This is a genomic window from Flavobacterium sp. MEB061 (assembly GCF_000834715.1).
Classification (GTDB): Bacteria; Bacteroidota; Bacteroidia; order Flavobacteriales; family Flavobacteriaceae; genus Flavobacterium; species Flavobacterium pectinovorum.
Genome location: NZ_JXQR01000027.1, coordinates 170,022 through 196,300 on the forward strand (window position 1 = coordinate 170,022; position 26,279 = coordinate 196,300).

Genomic DNA, 26,279 nt, shown 5'->3' on the forward strand with positions numbered 1-26,279 from the left:
AGTTGTAATTAATACAATTAAATAATGAAAAACATAAAATATAGATACTGTTTAATTGCTTTAGCGTCGATATTGATTTACGCGTGCAGTGCTGGTACTAAAAAAACATACACAATCAGTTCGCCTGGAAAAACGACCCAATTGGTTTTTGAATTAACTGTTTCCGGTCAGCCGCAATACAGTTTTTCATCGAATGGAAAATCGGTTATAGAACCTTCTTTGATGGGTTTTGAATTTCAGGGAATTCAGAAAATGACCGAAGGTTTTGAAGTGGTTTCCACCGAAGAAAAAACGTCTGATGAAACCTGGGAACAACCTTGGGGCGAATTCAAAAAAGTTCGTGACCACCACACCGAATTGATTGTTCATTTGAAAGAATCAAAAGGAGAAGAACGTTTGGTTGATATTATTTTCAGGGTTTTTGATGATGGCGTTGGATTTCGCTATTTCTTTCCGAAACAGCCTCATTTAAACAAAGTAAAAATTGCCGATGAAGCAACGCAGTTTACTTTTAAATCAGAAAATGAGGTTTGGTGGATTCCTGTTCACAGAGAAAACAGTTATTATGAAAGTACCTATCGTAAAACGCCTGTTAGTAAAACAGATACTATAAACACGCCGGCCACTTTTGAAACCAAAGAAAAATTATTTGTTGCGATTCACGAAGCCAATTTGACTGATTTTGCCTCAATGACGTTATTAAAAGTAAACAATAAACAATACAAAAGCGAATTGGTGCCTTGGGCAGATGGCGTAAAAGTATATGCAGAAACACCTTTTACAACGCCGTGGAGAACGATTATTGTAGGCAAAAATCCGGGAGATTTAACAACTTCTACGATTATGCTGAATTTAAATGATCCTTCAAAGATTGAAGATCTTTCCTGGATAACACCTTCAAAATATATTGGAATCTGGTGGGGAATGCACCTCGAAAAATTCACTTGGGGACAAGGACCAAAACATGGTGCGACAACAAAAAACACCAAAGAATATATTGATTTTGCTGCAAAAAACAATTTCGACGGTGTTCTTGTCGAAGGCTGGAATGAAGGCTGGGATGGCGACTGGACTGCCGACGGATCTGCGTTTAGTTTCGTAAAACCTTATCCTGATTTTAATCTGGAAGAAATTACCAAATACGCGGCTATGAAAAATGTTCGCTTAATTGGACATCACGAAACCGCCGGAGCCACAAAAAATTACGAAAGTCAGCTGGAAGATGCTTTTAAATTATATCAAAAAATGGGCGTAAATACCGTAAAAACAGGCTACGTAAACAAATATCTGGACAAAAAAGAATGGCACGACAGCCAATACGGAGCGCGTCATTACAGAAAAGTTATGGAAACGGCAGCGAAATACCATATTATGATTGACAATCACGAACCTATAAAAGGAACGGGTTTACAGCGTACGTATCCGAACTTTATGTCTCAGGAAGGTGGAAGAGGTCAGGAATACAACGCCTGGTCTGTAGATGGCGGAAACACGCCGGAACATTTAACAACTTTGCCTTTTACAAGAATGCTTTCAGGACCTTTTGATTACACGCCGGGGAATTTCAATTTTGATTATAAAACACCATCCGGAGCGCGCGTGCAGACGACTTTGGCCAATCAATTGGCATTGTATGTAATTGTTTTTAGTCCGTTGCAAATGGCTTCAGATTTACCGGAGAATTATGAAGGAAAACTGGAATTTCAGTTTGTAAAAGAAGTTCCGTGCAATTGGTCAGACACAAAAGTTCTGGATTCTAAAATTGGAGAATACACCACAATTGTCCGCAAAGACTGGGACGAGAAAAACTGGTATTTGGGTTCTATAACAAATAAAGAGGCACGGGATTTAAAAGTAGCATTATCATTTTTAGATGCAGGAAAAGAATACGAAGCCGAAATTTATGCCGATGGAGCAGGAGCAAATTATAAAACAAATCCGTATCCGGTGGCGATTTCAAAACAAAAAGTAAATAGTAAAACAGTTTTAGATATTAAACTCGCAGCTGGCGGAGGAACAGCTATAAAATTTTCTCCGGTACAGAAATAATTGTTTGAGTTTATTTTGAGTTAAGTTTGAGTAAGAAACCCGATATCTTTTAAGAAGATATCGGGTTTGTTTTTTACAATGCGAAAAATCTTTGCGAGGAACGAAACAATCTCACATTGACAAAAGTTTATAGGAGCGATATGGAACGCGGATGACGCTGATTCGCAAGCGAAAACACGGATTTGCCACGGATTTTTTTTTGATTGTCTTCCTGAGCGAAGTCGAAGGATCACAAAGAAACTCCGAAAAGTAAAGTCTTTGCGAGGAATGAAGCAATCTCACGTGCTCAATCGACAAAAGTTTATAGGAGCGATATGGAACGCGGATAACGCTGATTCGCAAGCGAAGACACGGATTGTCGCGGATTTTTTTGTTTTGTCATTTCAAGCTTCAAGGATAATAACTTAAAACTTTAGAACCTTAGTATCTCAGCAACTTAGCACCTTTAAAAAAATCTAATGTTTATAAAGCTTAACATGATTTCCAAAGGTATAGGCTGCTGTTAAAGTTGGGCCATTGTAACCCCATTTTAAATATCCGTTTAGTCTCTCTCTTACGGTATCAATTTTAAAATTAAGTCCTGTGTATCCGGCTGTTAAACTGAAGTTTTTGTGTACATTATATAATAGAGATAAATTATAACTCAGAATTCTACCGTCAATGTTGTCAATTTTTACAGCGAGGTAATTAGCATTTACATAAAGACCAAAGCGTTCTCCCAGAACAAATTCTCCCCAAACTCCAACATCCGGTAATGGTGCAGTAAAATTAAAACTATCTCTATATTCAACACTCTGTCCTTCTCCTTCAAGACGTAGACCTAAATCTACAAACATAACGTGTGATCCTATTAATAAACCGGCTTCGTATTTTGGTTTAGATAAAAAGGCATATCCATAAGCGATTCTTGCAATCTGAACATTAAAAAAGGCAGTTATTCTGGCATCTATATTATACGTGTGATCGCCAAAAGTAATATCTCTTTCTAAAGTTTTTGATGAATTTCTGTCTAAATTAAAATACTCAAAACCTAGTCTTGATCTTCTTGAAATACGCCATTCGAATGTTGATAAAAACGAGACGCTCGATTTTGAAAATCCTAAATCGTCTTCAAGATCTATCTCGGTTGCTGTATCGGTACTATTTCTTCCAACCTGAACCTGTGTGTTGTTTAAAGGAAAAAATGCTCCTGCAGTAAATTTAAATCGTCTGGCGTGCCAGGGCAATTCATTGACATCATAATCCTGAAGATCTTCTAAATTATTATTATTTTGTAAAGTAGGTAAAGTGGTTTCAGCAGGAATTTCGGCTGTGGTTTGTGCCTGAGCTGAAAACCAAAAAAGGGAAATAACCAACAAAGAAAATAATTTTTTCATAGGATTGTTTTTTAGGTTTATTGACAAAAATTAGCAATTAAAGTTAACAAAAAAAAACGTTCTTCTTACTTTTTTTATTTTATTATTTTTTAGATTTATTTGATTATCAGTATTGTATATTTTATTTTGTAAAAATAAAGATACTTTATATGCTTTTTTAGTGAATTAATTTTGTAAGAATGTTTTAAAAGCTGAAATATTTTTTTGTGAATACTGAATGTCGCGTGAGGGATAGGAGCAAGCTACCGAAGTAGCGCGGATAGCCCGACAGCATCCCGATGAGGGGGCGAATAACCGCAATGTAAATTTGCCCCCTTATCGGGATGGTGGTACGCCCAGATTGTTAAGATACTGAGAGTTGATCGTATTTTTGATTTACATTTTGGTTAGTTCAAAAAAAAAGCCTCTAAAAGAGACTAATGGAAAGTTGGTTTTGTTAGACACGATTATAATCGCCTCGCCAGTGAACAATTGCTTTTTTGATGGCGTTTCCGGAGAGGTTGTTTTTGATGGCATCGTCGATTAAACCAAGGAGTTCGTTGTCTGGCGCAAAACGCAGGGCAAATAATTGATCGTCGGTTAATTTGTATTCAAATTCTTCTAATCTTTTTCCGGTTAGTGTAAAATAGCGATACCTAAGTTCGAGTCTGACAATTCTGTTTTGGAGGGTAATTGCATAATGCTGGCGAAGCATAAAGGCAAGACAGAACAAAAAAATAAAGCAGACACTTATAAATGTCCAGATTAATTTATCGTTTGTGGTGCAGACAAAATATATACTTCCTGTCAAAAATGCGATCAAAACAGGATAATAAATAAAATGATGCCATGAATAAAATCGAATATGGTTTGAATATGTTTGAATTTTCATGATTTCTTCTGCATTAAATATTAGTGTTAAATTAATAAAAGCTATTCAATAAAGAATAGCTTTTATTTAAAAATAAACTAACAACCAATATTTTATAATCTAATTCCCTGGCAATAATTTATAAGTAGTGAGTCCATATAAATTAAAAGGATTAATTATTTTAAATATCTTAAAACCTTTGGTAAAATTATCTTAGAAGCTGTCCTTTTTTGTTACATTTTAAAATGATTTTATTATAGAATTCAAATATTGAATTTTAAATTAAGGTTTCAATAATTTTCCATTCCTCTAATTTTGACTGAAAAGTTTTACTCGCATTGGCAGGACTTGATGATGGTAAGGTAATTAAGTTATATTCTTTTTGAAGATGAACGTATTTTTTAAAGAAAGCCGCCGCTTTTTGTCCATTAAAAAGTATGGTTTTTATGTTAGGGTGACTTTTTAAGAAAGTTTCAAAATCATTGGCAATTTCATTTTTTATGGCACTGTCTAAACTTCCGACTCGTTCACAAAATTGTAAAACATCCCAAAGTGCTATTTTATTTTTTTGCAAAAGTGCTTTTTTGGTTGGATAGTCATCTGAAAAATCTTCTTTTAAAATAGTGAACATAAATTTCCAGAAATTGTTTTGTTTATGACCGTAGTATTGATTGATTTCTAATGATTTAGTACCCGGCATTGTGCCTAAAATCAAAATATTAGCATCATTAGAAGTTATTGGGGCGAAAGAAAAACTTTTCATTTTGTATTTACTTATTTAGAAGAAAAAATTTTAAATATTAGAATAATCATTTAGAGGTAATTATAAAACAAATTACAAAAATTATATAACATTTTCGGAAGGTCATTAAACGAACTTTGACAGATAGATTTTTAAGGAAATCCAACGTCTAAAAGAAATGTTTCTGTTTCTAAAAGTTTCTCAAAAATCTATTAAAAATAGAATGTAGAATTTTTAAAATCCACGCAAAATGAAAATAGTAACTATAAATACAGAGAAAATCGAAAATATTTTTGATGAGTTAACTTTAAACGTAGGCGGAAAAGTAACTTTCGATTTAGATGAATATACTTTGGAAGTCAATAATAGTTTTGCAAAAGGATCTATTACCGGCGCTTCATTCAATGATGATATTTCGTATGTGCAGTTTGATATGACTTTTTCTGCCGATGTTCGAATGAATATCTTAAACTTAAAATCGTCTCCGGTTTATTTTGCTTATTGTTCTAAAGGTAATTTATCTCACAGTTTTGGAATTACGGGCGAAGAAAGAAAATTGAAAACGTTTCAAACAGCAATTCTTTCCTCTAAACAAGATCAGGAACATGTTTTGTTTTTTGAAAAAGATAAGAAAACAAAATTTACTTTGATTATTGTGGGAACTCACGCGACTGTTAATCAGACTCATTCATTGAATGAAAATGTGAGAGAAACTTTTTTTGGTAAAAATACTGTCGAAGATTTCTTTTACATAGGTTCGTATAATTTAAGAATTGCCGAAAAAATAGAGCAATTAAATGCTGTAAATCAAAGCGGAATAGTTCGTAATTTATTGAAAGAAGGTATTTTAAGAATTATTCTTGCTATGGAAATTCAACAACATACAGATGATTTAATTGCTGCTTCAAAAGATACAAACTGTTTGACTTTAAGAGAAATGGAAGAAATTAAAGAACTTTCTGAAGCTATAAAAGCCAATCCTGAAGAACCATTTACAATTAAATCATTGAGCAAAAAATCTGGTTTGTCACCAAATAAATTGCAGGAAGGTTTTAAAATGATTCACAATCGCACGGTTAATGATTATATTACACATATGCGTGTTTTAAAAGCCGAAATTTTAATTAGAACGTCGGACTTGAATATTTCTGAAATTGTGTATTGCATTGGTTTTACAAGCAGAAGCTATTTCTCTAAAATCTTCAAACAAAAATTCAATTGCAGTCCAAAAGAATATAAATTCAATTTGAATCCGTTGGCTATTACAGCTTAGTTTTATAGAGGTTCTAAGATACTGAGATTCTAAGATTCTAAGGTTTTTTACTTTGGGATCTTAGAATTTTTTGTTTTTGGATGAATCTTTACGCCAATTTTTTTTACAATTTTTTTCGCAACGTAAATCGTAGAGACGCGTCTACGCAAAGATTGAACGACAAATATGTTTCGAAAATATCGTCAGCCTAAAAAAAAACTTAGAATCTTAGTCCCTCAGAAACTTAGTATCTCAAAAAAAACACATATATTTGCATAACTAATTATGTAATCAATTATAAAATGGATTTTTTTAATAAAGTAGGTAAGGTGGCTTTAGGAAGCCGTTTGCGTTTAATGACAGCAATAATTACAGATGATGCTGCAAAAGTTTACGAATTGTATGGAGCGGATTTTATGCCAAAATGGTTCCCGGTTTTTTATACACTTACAGAAGAAAGAGAAATTACGATCACTGAAATTGCTAATGAAATTGGACATTCGCAACCTTCAGTAAGTAAAATTGTTCAGGAAATGATTACTGCAGGACTTGTAAATGATAATTTAAAAACGACAGATAAACGCAGAAATATTGTGGCTTTGACAGAAAAAGGATTAATCCTGTCTAAAAAAATAAAATTGCAATGTATTGATGTTGAAGCTGCTGTTGAATCTTTGATTTCTGAATCAAATCATAATTTATGGGCTGCACTCGAAGAATGGGAATTTTTACTGGAACAAAAATCATTGTTTAAAAGAGTAAACGAACAGAAAAAAATACGTGAAAGCCAGGATGTTCAAATTATAGAGTATACTCCCGAATATCAGGAAGCTTTTAAAGCTTTAAATGTGGAATGGATATCAACGTATTTTGAAATGGAAGAAGCAGATTATAAAGCATTGGATAATCCTAAAGAATATATTTTGGATAAAGGCGGAAAGATTTTGGTTGCCTTATATCAAAATGAACCCGTTGGTGTTTGCGCCCTGATTAAAATGAATGATAAAAATTATGATTTTGAGATGGCCAAAATGGCTGTTTCACCAAAAGCGCAGGGAAAAAGTATTGGCTGGCTGCTTGGTGAAGCAATTGTAAAAAGTGCCCGCGAACTTGGCGCATCAAAGTTATATCTGGAAAGTAATACAATCCTTAAACCAGCGATTAACTTATACCATAAATTAGGTTTCGAGAAAGTTTCTGGTTTGGCAACGCCTTATAAACGCTGTAATATTCAAATGGAGCTTATTATTAGGTGAGATTCTAAGATTCTAAGTTACTAAGGTTCTAAGTTACAGAGTGAAGGTTCAAAGTGGCAAAGGTTCTAAGTTGCTAAGATTAAGATATAAAAACCCTTAGAATCTTAGCAACTTAGCATCTTAGCACCTATCTATGAAACCTATAATACTCCAAATCCTGATTTTTTATGTTGTTTATAGAGTCAAGAATTGAGTTCATTGCAATAACGCTAAAGGTGATTCCGTTACCGCCAAAGCCCAGTACATAATGTTCGTTTTTGTCTGGATTTGGTTTTCCGAAGTACGGTAAGCCATCTTTGGTTTCGCCAAAAGTTCCTGTCCAGGAATAATCTAATTTGAATTTGACTTTTGGGAATTTTCTTTGGAATTTCTTTAAAAGATAAATTTCTTTTTTGGGTAATAATTTGTCTCTTTTTTTAGCATCTCTAAAATCTTCATCGCCACCGCCCATAATAATTCGGTTATCCGGGGTTGCTCTAAAATAAACGTATGGCGTAGACGTATCCCACAAAATGGCATTTTTAAATACTTTTGGTAATTCAGGAATGCTTTCGGATGTGATTACATAGGTGCTTTTTAAATCGACCACTTTTTCAGTAAGTGTTTCGGTACTTTCGTAACCGGTACAATTTACAATATGATCTGCTGTTATCGTACATTTATCTTCAGTATGTGCAACGAGTTTTCCCTTTTGATTTTGGGTAGAAGTAATGTTGGTACGATCGTAAATCTTCAGTCCTTTATTTTCGCAATAAACGAGTAAATCCTGCGCCAGTCTATACGGATCCATCACCGCGGCAGTTTTAGATTCTATTGCCGCAATGGCATTTAATCCCATTTTTTCAAGATCCCATCTTTCAAGCCAGGTAACATCAAAGCCATGCTCTTTTCGGCATTTAAATTCGGCTTTTAAAAACGGAAGATCTTTTTTAAGAGAACAAAAATAAATGCTTTTTTTAAACTCAAATCCGCATTCGCTTTTTATGGCATCACATATTATTCGCAAATCAAAAATTGCTTTTTTTCCGTTTATATAGCTGTTAACGGCACAATCGACTCCTCTTAGTTTTATAAGATCATGAAGAGATACATCAATTTCATATTGAAGTAATGCGGTACTGGCGGCAGTGCTTCCGTTACACATATCACGACGGTCAATAATTGTTACCTTTTTTCCTTCGTTAATAAGTTTATATGCCATTAATGCACCGGTAATTCCACCGCCAATAATTAGTATTTCAGTAGTAATATCTGAGTCTAACGACGGATAGCTTGTATCCATTGCATGCTTTAACGGCCAGTAAGTTTCTGATGAGCGTAACTTCATTTTATTTGGTTTTGGTACGTGTTTTTATTCTGTTTTTATCCTTGCGTTCGTGTTGGTCATGTGCTTCGTCAATAGAATGCGAGGTTTTAATGCTTACTTCCTTTTTAGCAAGCTCACTTAGTCTGTGATAATATTTTTGAATAATAATCATTTCTTCTTCGGTCATACTTTCAATATCGACCAGACTATTGCTTGAATATTTATTGGAAGCAACCAATTCGTTTAATTTTAATTGAATGGCAAGTGAGTCCTTGTTCTGTGCTTTCTGAATTAAAAAAACCATTAAAAAAGTGATAATTGTTGTTCCTGTATTAATAACCAATTGCCAGGTTTCAGAATAATTGAAAATAGGGCCGCAAACAGCCCAAACTATCACAATTAAAAAAGCACTTAAAAAAGCGGTTGTGCTTCCTGCAGCTTTTGAAACATGCGAAGCAAATTTTTCGAATGCGCTATTTTGTTTTTTCTTTTCCATTTGATTCTAATTTTTTCGTTTTTTGCTGACTTTTTCTTCCTTAATCACTTTGTTGTTTTTCTCGTCATAAATGGCATCGTCAATTTTTTGACCTGTTTTGCTAAAAATTTTAATTTTAGGATCTTCGTGCGTTCCCGTAATTACAATTGGAAATCCAACAATACCAAACGGCGGAAGCCCCAATCGCATTCTTAAATCCAGTAATCCGTCAAAACTTGTGGTACCTTTTATAGTAGGCTTAAAACTGGCAACGCTAAATGTAAATGGCTCAATATGAATTAAATTATTATCGATAGATGATTTAATTTCGATACCTTTCATATCCGGGTTATTCAGGCCGTCTTGTCCGGTTTTAGAGCTTATTCCGTCAAATAATTTCAATCCTTTTACTTTTACATCGCGAAGATTTAAAGTTCCGCCACCTTCAAGTGATTCGTAAATTGGTCCCATATTTCCGTTCAAATCTCCTTTTATATTATAATCAACGCCAATAATTCCCTGTGCTTTTTCGGCAGCAGAAACCATATCATGAAACATCGGAATCTCTTTATAAGCTCTTTGCACGCTAAAATCCTTAGCAGTAAAATGAGCATCAAAATGCGCCGAAGTTGGCGATTCGTCTTTATAAGTAGCGTTTATTCCCAAAATACAATCGATGATGTTAAAATTGGTATTTTCGAGATAAAAACCTGCTTTTGTAATGCCAATTTTCCCGGTTAGTTTGTTTAAAACAAGTCCGTTATATTCAACTTTGTTTACGTTTGCCGTTAAACCAACATTTAGGTTTTTCGGTACAATAACAACACCGCTCATTTTTGGATGATCTTCTTTGGCGTATTGCACTTCAAGATTTCGATCTGTATTTTCACCTTTTTCGAGCGCCATAAATTCATCAACATTAATCAGTTTTGATTTTAAGTTGAAATTACCGCTCAAAGTTCCGTGCGATTCCAGAAAATAATTTATTGTATTGAGCAGATATCCATTGATAGCAAAATCTGATTTTCCATAAAAAGCATCAAATTTTTCGAACCACATTTTCTCGTTCTGAAAACGGAAATTTCCCTGTTTGATATAAAAGGCTTTAGGGAAAAGTTCAGAGGTTGCTTTAATATTTTTCAGAATAATGGTTCCCCGATTATCCAGTTTGTTATATTGTCCGGTTGTGGCATAGCTTTGTTTTCCTTTTAAAGAAAGATCTGCTTTTGCCCAGCCTGTAATGTCGACACCTTTTTTCGAAAATACTTTGTAGATTCGTCCAACATTTAGTTCACCTTTAATTTTAGCATTGTAAGCCAAATCATTAAAGTCAGAAAGCGTTGCATTTACATACATCGGATTTCCTTCAAAAACAAACGATGCCGGTGCAACGGCCACAATCAAATCCTCAAATGTTCCGGCTTTATTGAGTACATTGGCAATAAAAGTAATATCAGTAATTGGGTTAGGGTAGGAGTCTGTTTTTAGAGAACCATTTCGCAATGAAATTCCGCCAATTGTTTTAGGGAATAATTTTTTTGAAGTACTAAAAACACCTTTCGCCTGAATATTGGTTTTTAAAATTCCTTTTAAATCAATTGTACTCAAGCCCAAAGCAGCATCGACAGTAGCCAGATCGAGTGCGCCTTTTACGCTTGCGTCGACCGTCATTTCGTTAAATCCTTTGCTATGCAGATAAGCGGTAAAATAATCTTTTTCGCCAACCTTAAATTTTAAAGTTCTTAAGTTGATTAATAATTTTTCGACATCAAGAGAAGGTAAAACGGTATTTAGATCCATCTGAAAATCAGTTAATGGAGCGGGTGCATTTTGATAATTAATCGCGCCTTCGTTAATTTTTAAATTGAAAGCTAAATCTGGTTTTTGATTTTTTGAAACATTATAATTTCCTCTAAAAGATAAAAGCAAATCACTTTTTCCCGAAATTTCAGTTTCATCCAGCCAGGTTAAGTATTCTGGCGGCATTACAGAAAATAAATCTTTTACGGTTGTATTTTTTGAAGCTGCCTTAATATTTATTTTGTATCCGTCTCGTAAAATCGTAAATAAACCAGTAAATGTTAGAGGTAATTTGTTGATTCTTAATTCGTTTTTTTGAAGAATAAACGAAAGCGCATGTGTGTTAATTCTGGTAATTAAATCGGCACGTAATTCTTTCTTTCTCAGATAAGCAGTTCGGTTATAATAAAAATCGATGTTGTCAATTTTGGCATCGGTATTTAAATCAAAAATATCTTCGCTCAAATTTCCTTTTCCGACATAATTAAAACCTTTTGCATCAATGAGAATCTTAGCCGATCGATCGTTGTATTTTACGTGACAATCTTCAAGATCAATACGTTCTAAACGAATTGCTGTTCCTTCTTCGGGATTATCGGCTTTGTTTTTGTCTTCATCCGGAGCTTTATAAATATTGTAATTGGCTTGTCCTTTTTGGTTTACCATTACGTTTATTAAGGCTTTGGAAACGTATAATTTATTGATTTTTACTTCGTTGTCAAAAATCAGCCTTTTTAAGTTGATGCCAAACGCAACCTGTTCTGCTTTTATCAAAGTATCGTTTCCAAACGGCGCAGAACCGGTTAGTGACAAATCGTCAAGCGAAACTGTTAACGACGGAAAATGCGTAAAAAATGAAAGTCTCGATTTTGAGAACTCCATTTTTGTATCCAGTCTTTCGTTGGCAATTTTCTTTACTTCAGAGGCTACTTTGCCGGGAAACAATAGCGGAATGAGAAATAACAATAGCAAAATTGATGCTATTGTTATTCCTGTTACTTTGAGTGCTTTTAAGGCAATATTTTTGAAAGGCGAATTCATAGGCGTGTATTAAATTACTTTTTGGCTTTGTCTGCAGCTTCTTTTTTTTCAGCTTCTGCTTTTTTAGCATCTTCTTCTTTTTGTTTTTCTTCTTTTTCTTTTTGCTCTTTCGCTTTTTCTTCTTTTTCCTTTTGTGCTTTTTCAGCCTTTTCTTTTTGCTCTTCTTTCTTCTCTTTCAGTTCTTCCTGCTTTTTTTCTTTTTCTTTTTCTTTTTTCTTGAAGTAGCCTTTTAGTAAAAAGTTGCTTTTTGCAGCTTCCATATTTTCGCTGAAACCTTTTGTACCAGATTCAAGATTTGAAAGGGTATTCGAAACGCTGTTTGCCATTTTATCATCACGAACTAATCTCGCCAAAGCACCATTCCCGTTATTCATACTATGGCTAAAAATGGCTAACTCTTCAGTAATTATACCGGCATTATCAACGCTTTTTTTAACGCTTTTCATGATATCGTTCATTTCGATTCCGTTGACAGAAGCTATGGCTCCGCCGTTTTCGACTACTTTAGTCGATTTAACGCCAGGAGAAATCGTTAATACTTTGTCTCCCATTAACCCATCAGATCCTATACTGGCGCGGGCATCTGTTTTAATAAATTCGCGAACTTCATCTTTGATAACCATACTTACCACTACCGAAGAATCATTTATTAATCTGATTTCTTCAACCGTTCCGATATTTATTCCTGAAAAACGAACATTGTTACCCACTTCTAAACCGCTTACGGTTTTAAATTGTGAAGTGATGTTGAATGTTGAACCAAACAGGTTTTTCTGTTTACCGATAAAGTAAATTGCTATTATAAAAAGCAACAAACCAATTGTTACAAACATTCCTAATTTCCAAGTATATCCAGATTGCTTATCCATGATTTCTATTTTTGTTTTTTAGTTTTATTGAAAAAAAGAGCGTACCCATTCGTCTTCGCTTTTTTCTAGTTCTTCGTATGTTCCTTCGGCATGAATTACACCATCTTTTAAAACCATAATTCGGTCTGCAGTAAGTTTGGCACAAGCCATATCGTGTGTAATAATGATCGAAGTTGTTTTGCGTTTATGTTTTATGTCGAGAATCAACTCGCTGATTTCTCTTGATGTAATCGTATCTAAACCTGTCGTTGGTTCATCATATAAAATAATTTCAGGTTTTAGGATTAAAGTTCTGGCTAAGCCAATTCTCTTCTGCATTCCGCCGGATAATTCAGATGGCATTTTATCAATTGCCTCACTTAATCCTACGCTATCGAGTGCTTCAATAACTTGATTTTCAATTTCGTCAACGCTTAAATCCCTTTTGTGTTTTCTTAGTGTAAAGGCTAAATTTTCTCTAACTGACATTGAATCGTATAAAGCACCGCTTTGAAATAAAAATCCAATTCTGACCCTGATTTCATTGAGTTCACTTTTTTTAAGATGTAATACATTTTCGTCAAAAACCTTGATTTCACCTTTGTCTGGTTCAATTAAACCAACGATGCATTTTATAGTAACCGATTTTCCGGAACCTGAACGGCCTAAAATCACCAAATCTTCGCCTTTGTTTACAGTAAGATTCACGCCTTGCAAAACTTTATTGTTTTTGCCAAAGGTTTTGTGCAAATCCTTGATTTCGATGATTGCTTTTTTATCTTTCGCTTTCGGTTCTTTTTCTATATGTTTTTCTTCCTTGATCATCTTTAAAAAAATAAATCGGTTATTTGCACGGCTATCATATCTATAATAAAAATGGTCAACGACGCCGTTACAACAGCAGAGTTTGCGGCTCTACCAACACTTTCGGTTCCGTTTGCGGCGTTGAATCCTTTATAACATCCAATCATTCCAATAAAAAATCCGAAGAAAAAAGTCTTTATCGTTGCCGGAATCAAATCCAGAAATTCCAGAGACTGAATAATTTGTGTGAGGTATCTGCGAAAATTGACATCACCATGAATATTTACGCCCACGTAACCACCCATAATTCCTATTGCATCTGCAAAAAACACTAATATCGGGACCATTAATGTACAGGCTAAAATGCGCGTTACAACCAAATAATTATAAGGATTAATGGCAGAAACTTCCATAGCATCAATTTGTTCTGTTACTTTCATTGAACCTAATTCGGCACCAATTCCTGACGAAATTTTTCCTGCACAAATCAGGGCTGTAATAACAGGTGCAATTTCTCTTATTAGCGAAAGCGCCACCATACCCGGCAACCAGGATTCGGCACCAAATTTTACCAAAGTTGGTCGCGATTGCATGGTAAGCACAAGTCCCATAATGAAACCTGTTATGGCTACAAGCGGCAATGATTTATATCCGATGATATAACATTGTTTCAAAAATTGTCTGGTTTCGTAAGGGGGTATAAATACTTCCTTAAAAAACTGCTTTGCAAACAACGTTGCATTTCCTACTTCTTCGAATGTATTTTTTAAAGTGAGTATCAAAATAAGTTGTTTTTAGTTGGTGATATTAGGTTAGAAATCAATATTTTAACATATTGTATTTTCCTTTCTTATTTAATATTAAAGTTATCTTAATTGTTAACGAAAAATATTACAGAACTTTTTTTCAAGTTTATATAATTTACATCGTAAGCAATAACTTTAAAAGATTTACGTTGCATGGGAGTAGATTTTAAGGGGATTTTATGCGAACTAATTATTTTACCGCAAAGCACGCAAAGATTTTTGTCTGGTCGTATGTTTACAAAACATAAAGTTCGCAAAGCTTTGTATTGATTTAGCTTTGCGAACTTTTCTCTTTTTATAAAAACCTCAATAGTTAAAAAAACTTTGCGTGCTTTGCGGTAAAATTTTACTTTATTCGAAGTCTTCTTAAAAACAAAAAATCCCTTCTCGAAAAAGAAGGGATTTTACGGTAACAATCTGTTACTCAAATATAGTTATGGTATAGTTAAGATATTATGAGTTAATAGCCATATCAGTTTTTGCTTTCATTAACGGAATCACTTTACTTTCGGATAATTTCAGGTTCTCCATTATTAATCTTGCGGTTAAATAACAAACTGTCGATTCTGCACCCTGATTTAGGTTTACATTCTCTTTTTCCAAACCATCATATCCACCGCCGCTAACCGGGTTGTACATAATTTGGTTCAAATGATTTTTACCCAAGAACCAGTTAAAGGCAATTTTCATCAAACGTTTGTATTCCGGAGTTTTAAATGCGCTGTAGAACGAATTTAAAGTCTGAATCATGTATGAAACATCAATTGGCTGTTCTCCGTATTCTGCTGGTTCTGAGTCTTTATGATACCAGCCATTATTTGAAATTACTTTGAAATTATCCCCTTTATAAGTTTTAGAGATTAAGAAATCTAGCGATTCCAGAGCCACTTTTTTATAAATAGGTTTGTTAGTTACCAAATAAGCATATAGCATTGATTCGGGTAAAATTCCGTTTCCGTATGTTAAATAATTTTCAAACCATTTCCAGTCTTTAGTAGCATGAACTTCATAATTGTATAACAATTTCGCGTTTAGCTTATTGATAATGGCTGCCACATATAAATTAGGAATAGCGCTGTGATATAAATACAAACCTTTTGTTGCAAAACCTATAGAACGAGGTGATTGAATAGTTTCGGCCCATTTTAAAGAATTCAATAAACATTTTGAAGCTTTTTTAGCAATTGCTTCAGGCAGAATTTTTCGAATAGAAACAACTGTTCCTAAAGCCCAGATACCGCGTGCGTTAGAATCTTCCAGATTTACTTCGGCATTTTGCTCAATATGTTCACGATTGTTTTCATCAACATAATTCATGAAATTGCCTTTTGGTTTTTGGCAGCGCTCGATAAAATCCAGATAAATTAAAATATATGGCAAATCGGCTTTATCTTCTGTAAGTTTGTAATGCATACAAAGTGCTACCAAAGCTCTTGCATTATCATCTAAGGTATAACCTGAAGAAAGGTCCGGAACAGAAATTTTGCTGAACTGAATCATTCCAAGTTCTGTTGTCATTTTTTTAACATGTGCTAATTCAATTGGCGGATATGTAAATTTAATTTCTGTCGCATCTTCAATCAGTTTTTTGTATGTATTGATGTGCGCAATTGCTATATTTTCCCAAGAGCAGGCGCGTGTTTTTCTAAAGGCGTTTTTACCCATTTCTTCTCTTAGATTTTCATCAGAAAGTAATTTTATTGCAGCTTCTGCAAATTGTTCTTCATTTCCAATATCAACCAAAATTCCTGAATCTTCTGTAAGGACTTCTTTTGTATGCGGAATCTTTGATGCGACAATTGGGCAAGCGCAACTCATTGCATAAGAAAAAGTGCCGCTTACTGCCTGATTTGGATCTTTTGATGTAAACAGATAAATATCCGTAGCCTGCAAATAGCTTAAAAGTTCTTCTGTTTCAAGATATTGGTTGATGAAACGAACATTGTCATGCAAGTCTAATTCATTAACAATGGCTTCTAGTTTTTCACGATATGTATCTACGCCATCAATAATTAAATTAGGGTGTGTTCTGCCAATAATAAGGTAAAGTGCATTTGGCGTATGTTCAACAATTTTGCGCAAAGATCTTAAACCTGTTTCAATATTTTTTCCTTCGCCCAAAAGACCAAAAGTTGATAGCACTTTTCTGTCTTCAATTCCAAATTTTGCCTTTGCAGTTTCTGGTGCTTCGTAGACAACAACGTGAGTTCCGTGAGATATTGTTGTAATAAAATCTTGTGGAATGTTGTAATCATTAATCAGTATTTCTTCAGATCTTTTGGTCATCACAAATACAGAATTACTATAACTCAAAAGTAATTTTACAAAAGTTTTTAATTCGTTGTTCGGGGTAGGAAGTACGGTATGAAACGTAAACGTCACAGGTTTTTTGATCACATTTAAGAAATCTAATAAATGGTCGCCGTAATTTCCGCCGAACAATCCAAATTCATGTTGAATATGAACTAGTTTGACGCTTTCGTCATCATTAATTTCTTCGGCAACTTTTGAGTATTCTTCTCTGTTATTGGTGTTTAAAGTAAAAGCCTGTGTTGGATTTTCTTTTGGTTCCTTAACCAATTCGCAAATTTCACATGCTATAGATTTACCAAAAACATCGGTAATACCTTTTATTGTATCCTGCGTATAAGTAGCAATTCCACATTGTGTTGGTGGAAATGTTGATAAAAAAACGATTTTTGATTTATTAGATATTGCTTTCATGGGGATTACTTTTTAATTCGTTTAATAAGTCATTTAAGTTCACAGAGGCTACCGCAATTTTGTCATCGGCAGCACCATAATATATATAAAGAAGGTCGTCGAAAATTGCTGTTCCCGTTGGGAAAACTACATAATTGACATAACCGTGTCTTTCATAGTATTCTGATGGTGTTATCAGAGGTATTTTTAATCTTGATAAAACAATTTGCGGATTATTAAGATCCAGCAGTGCTGCACAGGCATGATATACTAATCCTTTTTCTCTTCTTTCGGCGGCGTGGTAAATAAGCAACCAGCCATCTGCTGTTTCGATAGGAGGAGCGCCCGGGCCAATATGACTTGTTTCATGGTCATATTTAGGTTCCATTACGAGATAATCAGGCAGGTTTTTTAAATAATCTTTCCAATAATGTTCGGTCAGGTCCTTTTTCTTTTCAAAACTAAATATTTGTATAGATGGAAATAAGCGGTGTAATCCAACAAATTTTCCATTTATTTTTTTGGGAAATAAAACCACGTTTTTATCCCATACAAATAGATTTTCTTTAATAGTTTCTGTCAAAGGATAATTTCTTTTGACATTAAAAGCAAGTATTTTGGCAATACTTGGATTTTCTAAATGTTTTCTAATCAGGTTTGTAAATTCATTCAAAATGAATTTCGGCGTAATAATTCCTTTCTTTTTAAATTTTTTCAAATCTTTCGAAACTGCTAAAGCTCCGCACGCATTTATTCCGTCATAAGTAACATAGGTGAGGTAATACAAATCATCAATTTTTGTAATCCTCGGATCTTCAACTCCATGAATTTCATAAATGTATTCGGGAACAAAGATTGGTTCAGTATTTCTTTCTGCTAAGGTCATTGGTCCTTCGAATCGACAATATCCTATAGTAGAAAAGTTACCTTTTTTTGCAGCTCTGTAAAACATGTGTACTGAATTTCTGTCTTGAAAAACGGCAGGATTTAAAACTCCTAATTCTTCAAAAGACCTTTCGGTTTTTTCAAGTACAATACCATGTTTTGTAGCCAATTCCATACGTTCTTTTTAAATATTATCTAAAATTAGATCGAAGGCAAGGGTACGATTAATCCAATCGACTAAAAATTTAACTCAAAAGCATTTTCATGGGAATTCTATAAGACTAAAATTGGAATTCTGATACTTTTTTGTAAGTTACTCATTTATTGTGTTTTATATTTGATTGCGCTAATAAATTATCGGATAGAGTTAATAAAGCTTTTATTTAAGAAAGAAATTTGAATAACAAACAGACCCAAAAAGTCACTTTTATTAACTAAAAAACAAATCATATGTTACGTTGGACAGTCATTTTTATTATTCTAGCTATAGTAGCCGGAATATTTGGTTTTGGTGGAATTGCCGCTGGAGCCGCTAGTATCGCAAAAGTTTTATTCTTCATATTTATCGTATTATTTATACTTTCATTAATAAGCGGAAGAAGAAAAGTTTAGTGATAAACTGATTAATTATATAAATCAAAAAAAGCGATACTTTGGGGAGTGTCGCTTTTTTTTGTTTGTTATCTTTTGTTTCAGGTTTCAAGTGGTATTACGCTGTTAACCCCGACAGGTTTTTAAAACCTGTTGGGGTTGTCGTATGTATCGTTAAGAAAATTGAATATTTATTTAAAAGAATAAAACTTCCGCGCTATAAAAGCAATTGGAAACCCGATACAAAATATCAGAATCAACACCGATAAGATTAAAGGAAAATCTAAATGTTTAGCCGGTAAAACCGGAAATACAATTGGCAGAACAATCAAATTCATTACAATCCAGACAAAAATGCCATACAGAAATCCCGAAACGAGGGCGCTCTTTTTTAAGAAGGTTAAATAGGGATAAATAATAAAATAAAACCAGGCAAAAAGAAAGGCAATTATAAAATGGAAACCCAATCCGTACCAAGCCATTTGTGAGTGATTGTAGGCCTCTTTCTTGAATATTCCGCTGGCAATGGATTGCAGAATTTTTATTGGAGTTGTTTTTTGTAATAGAATGGCGTAGATAAAAATCGCTGCTAAAATATCAAGTGTTCCGGCAATTAATCCTGCTAAAAATATTGTTCCCGCTTTTGATTTCATATAATGATTTTAGAGTTTTGTCGCATAATTAAAAATATCTTGTAACTGCTTCGTATGTCGTTGAACATGAATTAAACCAAAATAAATCCATTCTAAAATGGTGAATTTTCCAAATCCAGGAACTTCAAAATCAAGACATGTGAGTGTTAAATCACAAGTTTCTGAAGCGTTAAGTAAATCAGATTCTATATTAAGCAGGGTTAACGTTAGCGAATTTTTGCTGTAATCCTTAATTTCAGGTTTTATAAAATCGGGTGCATCCATTTTTGTTTTGAAGTCTAAAAAGATGCTTTCAATCTCTTTAATTTTTTCATCAGGTTTTCTGGCGGTTTTTTCGGTTTTTCCGGCAAATAATTCGGGATAACCGGAACAGACAAGAATAATATGCTGTGTTGTTTGTGCAGCTGTCCAGCTGCCTTTGTACGGAACGGTATTTAATTCACTTTCAGAAAACTCAGAAAGAATCCCGTTTAATTTTTTGAATGTTTCAACAATATCTTTTTGCACTATTGTTTTCATCTTTTTTAATTTAAATGGTCAATTTATCTACAGATGTGATCCACCAGATGTTTCCAAAAGGATCCGTTACACCACAAGTTCGGCCGTAATTTTGATTGCTTAATTCCATTAAAACTGTTGCACCTTCAGCGATTGCTTTTTTAAAACTTTCATCGGCATTAGGTACATATACAAATAAGTTAGCGTTTTGCACTTTAAAATCTTTGGTTTCGTCTGTCACCATAATAGTGCTGTTGTGCATCGTGATTTCAGCATGCTGCACTGTTCCGTCTTCGCGCAATAATGGTGCTTGTAATTCAGTCGCATTAAAAACGGTTTTTGTAAATTCTATAAATTTTAATGCTCCCTTTACAATTAAATACGGCATTACAACCTGATGATTTTTTGGTATGTTCATTTTTCTGTTATTTAAGATTGCTGATACAACCAAATTTACGATTTTAATTTAAACTTCTAAAAATCAATATTTTATATTGTTTAAGGAAGCGGTTCGCAATGATAACCGTAAGAATTTAAAAGTTCTATAATGTGGTGATTTGAAATTGATGCAGCATGAACCCGCAAAATCTTATCACAATCTTCGAGATCAAAATTGATGATGCTGTTTGGAAAATGCTCAAGAAGTTTCATCACAATCATTTTTGATTGCTCCATTTCCTGAACATTTGTTTTAAAAACTTCTATCATCGGTTATTGCATTTATAAAGCGATGTTTTTGTATTGCTCTATTTTATGGTGATAAATATATGAAGTCGCCAAAATCGCTAAAAAGATTAAAGGAAAGAAAGATTGAAAATCAACTCCATCAACCGCAAAATGGCTTATTGACGCAAATATAAAATCGAAAGCAAAACCTGCATAAGCCCATTCTTTAACACGATTTGAAACTTGCGGAATCACTAATATCAATACGCCGATAATTTTAAAAACGACTAAGGCATTCCCAAAATATTCAGGATATCCAAGGTGCCTGATTCCTTCTTTTGCCATTTCACTTTGAGAAGTCAGTGCTGGCATAACACCTTCAAACAGGAAAATAATAATAGTTGTAATCCAGAAAATCATCTTTGCTTTTTTCATTGGTTAATATTTAAATAGTTATTAGTTAATTACTTAATACAAATCTACCAATGTTATTTTTTATAATGAATAGGTATTTGCGACTATTTTAGGGTCATTTGGGACAGATGTTTGATTTTAGAGTTTAGAGTTTAGATTTTTAGATTTTTAGATTGGAGGAAAGAAGAAAGAAGCAAGAGAAAAGAAGCAAGAGAAAAGAAAATAGAGAATAGAATAAAGATGATAAAAGAAAGATCAATTTTGAATCTGCTTAAATCTGTATAATCTGCGTGAAACTTTTTTAAGTAAAGTAATCTCAAAGATTGCCAGACTAAGCGTCCCGAAGCCTCGGCACGCTCAGGAAGACATAAATGAGAGTAAAAAAATCCGCGACAATCCGTGTTTTCGCTTGCGAATCCGCGTCATCCGCGTTCAAAAAACTTTGTGTCTTAGTGCCTTAGTGGCAAAACAAAAAAAAACGCTGCAAAACCGAAGTCTTGCAGCGTAATCTCAAATAAATAATTAAAAACGGGTATTATCTCCAGCCTCCGCCTAAAGCGCGATATAACTCGGTATTGGCAGAAAGTTGTTGTCTTTTAATATCAGCTAATTCTAATTCGCTTTGAAGTAAATTTGCCTGCGCAGAAAGTACTTCAAGGTATTCAGCCATTCCGTTTTTGAATAGCAAATTCGAATTTTTAATAGCTTGCTGCAATGTTTTTACACGCTCTTGCAGAAAAGTTTCCTGTTGCTCTAATTTCTCTACTCTTACCAAAGCATCAGCAACTTCGCTTACAGCAACTAAAACCGATTGTCTGAAAGTTAAAACTGCTTTTTCTCTTTCTGCGACAGCGATATTATATTGTGTTCTTACTCTTTTATTGTTGAATAAAGGCTGTGTTAAACCTCCGGCAACAGTTCCGAACAATGAAGCGGGAATGTTAAACCAACTGCTAGTTTCGAATGAGTTAACTCCGCCCTGAGCAGTAATTTTTAGTGCAGGATACAAATCAGCTTTTGTGATTCCAACATTAGCATTGGCAACTTTTAAAGCCAATTCTGCACTTTTTACATCAGGTCTTCTGCTTACTAAACTAGACGGAATTCCGATTGCGTTATTGTTTTTAACTTCAATTGAACTCAAACGGGTAGTTCTTTCTTTTGAGTTAGGAAAAGATCCTGTTAAAACACTTAAAGCATTTTCCTGAATGGCAATGTTTTGTTCCAATAACGGAATCAGTTGTTGCGAACTCAGTTTTTGTGCCTCAGATTGTTGAATTCCTAATGAAGTTACCTGTCCTGCATCATATTTTAATTTGATGATCGTAGTTGTACTATCATTTAATTTCACGTTCTGTTTTGCAATTTCTAATTGTGCGTCCAACATCAAAAGATTGTAATATCCTTTTGAAACATTGGCTACAATATTAGTCTGCAATGCTTTTCTAACTTCTTCAGACTGAAGATAACCTGCATAAGCACCTTTTTTCTGATTGCGGATTTTCCCCCAAATATCAGCTTCCCACGAAAGTGAAGCTCCTGCAGAATAATCATCGATGTGTTTTTGACCCAAAGCCTGATTTAAATTCATTCCCGTAAAACTATTGTCAGACGGATTGCTAGTACTTGCATTCACAAATAAATTCACCTGAGGAACATTTCCCCATTTTGATTGTGTGAATCTGTATTGAGCAATTTCGATATTTTTGGTAGCGATTTGCAAATCATTATTTCTTGCCACAGCACTATCAATCAATTGAATAACATCTTTCTCTGTAAAGAAATTTTTCCACTCCACATCGGCAATACTCGTTGTATCTGTTGAAGTTGATGCATTCCTGAAATTTTCAGGAAATGCATCTTTTGGAGTTTCAATATCCTTCGAAACCTTACAGGATATTACTGTGGTGATCAAAATGGCGACCATCACGATTTTGGTTATATACTTTTTCATTTTATATGTTGTCATTAAATTTCTGTACAAGTATCTTTTCTGTTATCCAGATCTTTAGCGATTTTGTACGATATATAGGCGATGCCAATAATGATGGTCACCAGGATTGTCGTTATATAATTTTCCATTCTTTATTTTTCTTCTTCGTTATGAATTACGGCTACCGGTTTTCCGGAAACCTTTTCTTGTAAATGTTGGAATACGATAAATAAAACCGGGATGATTAACAACCCAAGAATTACTCCCGAAATCATACCTCCGGCGGCACCAATACTAATAGAGTGGTTACCCTGAGCAGAAGGTCCTGTGGCGCTCATCATCGGAATTAATCCTACTACGAAAGCCAGCGATGTCATGATAATTGGACGTAAACGTAATTTTGCAGCGTCTATAGAAGCTTTTACTAATGCCTGACCTGATTTTCGTTTCTGCACGGCAAATTCGACAATCAAAATGGCATTTTTAGCGAGCAGTCCAATAAGCATTACCAATGCAACCTGAACATAAATGTTGTTTTCGATTCCGGTTAAACCGATGGCTACGAAAACTCCAAAAATACCTGCAGGGATTGAAAGAATTACTGCTAAAGGCAAAATGTAACTTTCATACTGTGCAGCAAGTAGGAAATAAATGAATATCAAACACAATAGGAAAATTGTTGCCGATTGACCTCCTGAAGAAATTTCTTCGCGGGTTTGTCCAGAAAATTCAAATCCATAACCTGCAGGCAATTGTTGTGCTGCCACTTCTTCAATTGCTTTAATGGCATCTCCGGAACTAAAACCAGGTTTCGGAATTGCATTTATACCAATTGAGTTAAATAGATTATATCTTGATGCTGTTTCAGAACCATAAATACGGCTTAGTTTTACCAAAGTATTTAAAGGAACCATTTCGCCATCTTTATTTTTTACAAAGACACGATCAATCGCTGATGGATCTGCTCTGTCTGCAATATCTGCCTGAACTACAACTCTGTAATATTTACCAAATCGGTTGAAATCAGAGGCTTGTGCGCTACCAAAATAAGCTTGCATGGTTTGCAGAATATCTTTGACTTTTACCCCTAATTGATCTGCTTTTGCATCATTAATGTCCAATTGTAATTGAGGATAATCGGCTTTGAAAGAAGTAAAGGCTACAGCAATTTCAGGACGTTTCATCAATTCTCCGATGAAGTTTTGAGAAATTCCACTAAACTTGTCCAGTTTACCTCCGGTTTTATCCTGAAGAACTAAATCTAAAGCTTCAACGTTACTAAATCCGGGAACGGTTGGGAAACTAAATACGAAGAAACTTCCGCCAGAAATCGCGCCTAATTTGCCACGAACTTCGTTCATAATTTCATCAATATTTTTTACTTTTCCACGTTCTTCATTTGGCTTAAGCAATACGAAAACTACTGCAGAAGATGGACTTGTAGAGTTTGTCAATAAGTTGAAACCAGAAATTGCGGTTACAAATCGTGATGCATCAAGACCTCTTAAAGTATTTTCAGCTTCTGTCATTACTTTTTGAGTTCCGTCAAGAGATGTTCCGGAAGGAGTATTTACTGCAATTGCGATAAATCCCTGATCTTCTGTTGGAATAAATCCTGAAGGCGTAGTTTTAACCATTACTACGGTTGCGAAAGTAATTAAAGCCAAACCTCCTAAACTAACCCATTTGTTACGAATTAAGAATTTTAATCCGCCAACATAACGGTTTGTCAATGAATCAAAACTTTTGTTGAATCCGTTAAAGAATTTTTGTTTAAATCCTTGTTTCACATAAGGAGCGCTTCCATCTTCGTGTGCTGCATGATTATCCTTTAAGAATAAAGCAGCTAGGGCAGGGCTCAATGTTAAAGCGTTTACGGCTGAAATTACAATTGCAATTGCCATCGTAAAAGCAAATTGACGATAGAAAACTCCTGTTGAGCCTTCCATAAAACCAACCGGCAGGAATACAGCAGCCATTACCAGCGTAATCGAGATAATAGCACCCGTTATTTCGTGCATTGCTTCATGTGTTGCTACTTTTGGAGACAAATGTTTGTGCTCCATTTTCGCATGCACGGCCTCGACGACCACAATTGCATCATCGACCACAATACCAATCGCCAGAATTAATGCGAAAAGCGTTAAAAGGTTGATCGAAAATCCGAATAATTGCATGAAGAAGAACGTTCCTAAAATTGCTACAGGTACAGCAATAGCCGGGATTAATGTTGATCTAAAATCTTGCAAGAAGATAAATACCACAATAAATACCAGGATAAAAGCTTCTAATAAAGTGTGTTTTACCTGATCGATCGATTGATCTAAAGATACTTTTGTGCTATAGAAAATATTGTGTTTGATACCCGTTGGGAAATCTTTTGATGCTTTAATCATCAATTTATTTATCGCAACCTGAATATCATTTGAGTTAGAACCCGCTAACTGAATTACTCCAATTACGATTCCTTTTTTACCATTTAAACGTGTTAAACTGTTATACGAATATGAACCAAGTTCAACTCTCGCAACATCTTTTAAACGAAGAATAGAACCATCAGCGTTAGAACGAATTGCAATATTTTGATAATCTTCTGGTTTGGTAAGTTTCCCTTTGTATTTAATTACATATTCAAAAACCTCTTTACTTCTTTCTCCAAATTTACCCGGAGCAGCCTCTAAACTTTTGTCCTGAATCGCTGCCATAACTTCGTTTGGCGTCACGTTGTAAGTCGACATTTGAGTAGGGTTTAACCAAACTCTCATCGAGTAATCTTTAACTCCACCAAAAATACTGGCAGAACCTACACCCGGAATACGTTTAATTTCCGGAATAATATTAATTTGAGCATAATTGGCAACAAAAGTCTGATCGTATTTCGATTCATCTTCAGTATACATACCAATCGCCATGATAAAACTGTTTTGTTGTTTTGCCGTGATTACACCTTGCTGAACAACCTCTGCAGGCAATTGACTTGTTGCCTGAGCAACTCTGTTTTGCACGTTTACAGCAGCCTGATCGGCATCTGTACCTAATTTAAAGAAAACAGTAATAGCAAGAGTACCATCATTACTGGCAGTAGAACTCATGTACGTCATGTTTTCAACACCATTTATAGATTCTTCCAGCGATGGTGCAACAGAACGTAAAACCGTTTCTGCATTCGCTCCCGGATAAACAGCCGTTACCAAAACCGATGGCGGTGCAATATCAGGAAACTGTTGTAAAGGCAATTTTGTAAGTCCAAGTACACCGAGTATCACCAATAAAATGGAGATAACAGTTGCCAGTACAGGTCTTTGTATAAATATTTTGAACATTTTCGTAA

The 26,279-nt window shown here is 34.4% G+C and carries 22 protein-coding genes; 4 read left to right on the top strand and 18 right to left on the bottom strand.

Features of this window, described 5'->3' with window-relative positions; translation table 11 throughout:
- Positions 1-24 precede the first annotated feature (24 nt).
- On the top strand, positions 25-2,049 hold the full coding sequence (locus RT99_RS14300; RefSeq protein WP_042565411.1) for a glycoside hydrolase family 97 protein: 2,025 nt from the start codon (positions 25-27) through the stop codon (positions 2,047-2,049).
- Positions 2,050-2,504: 455 nt separating this feature from the next.
- On the opposite strand, the gene RT99_RS14305 is transcribed toward RT99_RS14300, so the two are convergent.
- The 3 genes from RT99_RS14305 to RT99_RS14315 all read right to left on the bottom strand — a co-directional run bounded on the left by RT99_RS14305 (position 2,505) and on the right by RT99_RS14315 (position 5,038).
- On the bottom strand, positions 2,505-3,425 hold the full coding sequence (locus tag RT99_RS14305) for a hypothetical protein (protein ID WP_042565412.1): 921 nt from the start codon (positions 3,423-3,425) through the stop codon (positions 2,505-2,507).
- 436 nt (positions 3,426-3,861) lie between these two features.
- Positions 3,862-4,296: a DUF6526 family protein gene (locus tag RT99_RS14310; protein ID WP_042565413.1), complete on the bottom strand. Its 435-nt coding sequence runs from the start codon at positions 4,294-4,296 to the stop codon at positions 3,862-3,864.
- A 256-nt stretch (positions 4,297-4,552) separates the two neighbouring features.
- Positions 4,553-5,038, bottom strand: a complete 486-nt coding sequence (locus RT99_RS14315) for a DNA-deoxyinosine glycosylase (protein ID WP_042565414.1) — start codon at positions 5,036-5,038, stop codon at positions 4,553-4,555.
- 229 nt (positions 5,039-5,267) lie between these two features.
- Here RT99_RS14315 and RT99_RS14320 point away from each other — a divergent pair, with 229 nt between their 5' ends.
- Together RT99_RS14320 and RT99_RS14325 are read left to right on the top strand one after the other, a co-directional pair.
- Positions 5,268-6,290 (top strand): AraC family transcriptional regulator, encoded by a 1,023-nt coding sequence (locus RT99_RS14320; protein WP_042565415.1) that lies wholly within the window; start codon positions 5,268-5,270, stop codon positions 6,288-6,290.
- Between the two features lie 281 nt (positions 6,291-6,571).
- The gene (locus RT99_RS14325) at positions 6,572-7,525 is read left to right on the top strand and encodes a helix-turn-helix domain-containing GNAT family N-acetyltransferase (protein WP_042565416.1); all 954 of its coding nucleotides are present in this window, start codon (positions 6,572-6,574) and stop codon (positions 7,523-7,525) included.
- Between the two features lie 127 nt (positions 7,526-7,652).
- Here the strand turns inward: RT99_RS14325 and RT99_RS14330 are convergent, their stop codons facing one another.
- The 8 genes from RT99_RS14330 to RT99_RS14365 form a co-directional block, all read right to left on the bottom strand.
- Positions 7,653-8,852 carry an FAD-binding oxidoreductase gene (locus RT99_RS14330; protein ID WP_042565417.1) on the bottom strand — a complete coding sequence of 400 codons (1,200 nt, stop codon included), beginning with the start codon at positions 8,850-8,852 and terminating at the stop codon, positions 7,653-7,655.
- Position 8,853: 1 nt separating this feature from the next.
- Positions 8,854-9,327 (bottom strand): low affinity iron permease family protein, encoded by a 474-nt coding sequence (locus tag RT99_RS14335; RefSeq protein WP_042565418.1) that lies wholly within the window; start codon positions 9,325-9,327, stop codon positions 8,854-8,856.
- A gap of 6 nt (positions 9,328-9,333) precedes the next feature.
- Entirely contained in the window at positions 9,334-12,147 is a 2,814-nt protein-coding gene (locus RT99_RS14340) for an AsmA-like C-terminal region-containing protein (RefSeq protein ID WP_042565419.1), read from the bottom strand.
- Positions 12,148-12,161: 14 nt separating this feature from the next.
- Complete coding sequence (locus tag RT99_RS14345) at positions 12,162-13,016, bottom strand: MlaD family protein (RefSeq protein WP_042565420.1); 855 nt, start codon at positions 13,014-13,016, stop codon at positions 12,162-12,164.
- Between the two features lie 24 nt (positions 13,017-13,040).
- Positions 13,041-13,820 (bottom strand): ABC transporter ATP-binding protein, encoded by a 780-nt coding sequence (locus RT99_RS14350; RefSeq protein ID WP_042565421.1) that lies wholly within the window; start codon positions 13,818-13,820, stop codon positions 13,041-13,043.
- Positions 13,821-13,822: 2 nt separating this feature from the next.
- On the bottom strand, positions 13,823-14,581 hold the full coding sequence (locus RT99_RS14355; RefSeq protein WP_042565422.1) for an ABC transporter permease: 759 nt from the start codon (positions 14,579-14,581) through the stop codon (positions 13,823-13,825).
- A 477-nt stretch (positions 14,582-15,058) separates the two neighbouring features.
- Positions 15,059-17,329: a glycosyltransferase gene (locus tag RT99_RS14360; RefSeq protein WP_042565423.1), complete on the bottom strand. Its 2,271-nt coding sequence runs from the start codon at positions 17,327-17,329 to the stop codon at positions 15,059-15,061.
- Positions 17,313-18,368, bottom strand: a complete 1,056-nt coding sequence (locus RT99_RS14365; RefSeq protein ID WP_042565424.1) for a pesticidal protein Cry7Aa — start codon at positions 18,366-18,368, stop codon at positions 17,313-17,315. The genes RT99_RS14360 and RT99_RS14365 overlap by 17 nt, the downstream gene beginning before the upstream one ends.
- 275 nt (positions 18,369-18,643) lie before the next feature.
- On the opposite strand from RT99_RS14365, the gene RT99_RS25015 reads away from it, so the two are divergent.
- Positions 18,644-18,805, top strand: a complete 162-nt coding sequence (locus RT99_RS25015) for a DUF1328 domain-containing protein (protein WP_042565425.1) — start codon at positions 18,644-18,646, stop codon at positions 18,803-18,805.
- A 170-nt stretch (positions 18,806-18,975) separates the two neighbouring features.
- On the opposite strand, the gene RT99_RS14375 is transcribed toward RT99_RS25015, so the two are convergent.
- The 7 genes from RT99_RS14375 to RT99_RS14405 form a co-directional block, all read right to left on the bottom strand.
- On the bottom strand, positions 18,976-19,437 hold the full coding sequence (locus RT99_RS14375; protein ID WP_042565426.1) for a DUF1440 domain-containing protein: 462 nt from the start codon (positions 19,435-19,437) through the stop codon (positions 18,976-18,978).
- A gap of 9 nt (positions 19,438-19,446) precedes the next feature.
- Entirely contained in the window at positions 19,447-19,956 is a 510-nt protein-coding gene (locus tag RT99_RS14380) for a DinB family protein (RefSeq protein ID WP_042565427.1), read from the bottom strand.
- A gap of 10 nt (positions 19,957-19,966) precedes the next feature.
- Positions 19,967-20,353 (bottom strand): VOC family protein, encoded by a 387-nt coding sequence (locus RT99_RS14385; RefSeq protein WP_042565478.1) that lies wholly within the window; start codon positions 20,351-20,353, stop codon positions 19,967-19,969.
- 80 nt (positions 20,354-20,433) lie between these two features.
- The gene (locus tag RT99_RS14390) at positions 20,434-20,643 is read right to left on the bottom strand and encodes a hypothetical protein (protein ID WP_042565428.1); all 210 of its coding nucleotides are present in this window, start codon (positions 20,641-20,643) and stop codon (positions 20,434-20,436) included.
- Positions 20,644-20,655: 12 nt separating this feature from the next.
- On the bottom strand, positions 20,656-21,036 hold the full coding sequence (locus tag RT99_RS14395) for a DoxX family protein (protein ID WP_042565429.1): 381 nt from the start codon (positions 21,034-21,036) through the stop codon (positions 20,656-20,658).
- A 514-nt stretch (positions 21,037-21,550) separates the two neighbouring features.
- Positions 21,551-22,969, bottom strand: coding sequence for a TolC family protein (locus RT99_RS14400; RefSeq protein WP_042565479.1), 1,419 nt, complete (start codon positions 22,967-22,969; stop codon positions 21,551-21,553).
- Between the two features lie 131 nt (positions 22,970-23,100).
- Positions 23,101-26,271, bottom strand: a complete 3,171-nt coding sequence (locus RT99_RS14405; RefSeq protein ID WP_042565430.1) for an efflux RND transporter permease subunit — start codon at positions 26,269-26,271, stop codon at positions 23,101-23,103.
- Positions 26,272-26,279: the final 8 nt, after the last annotated feature.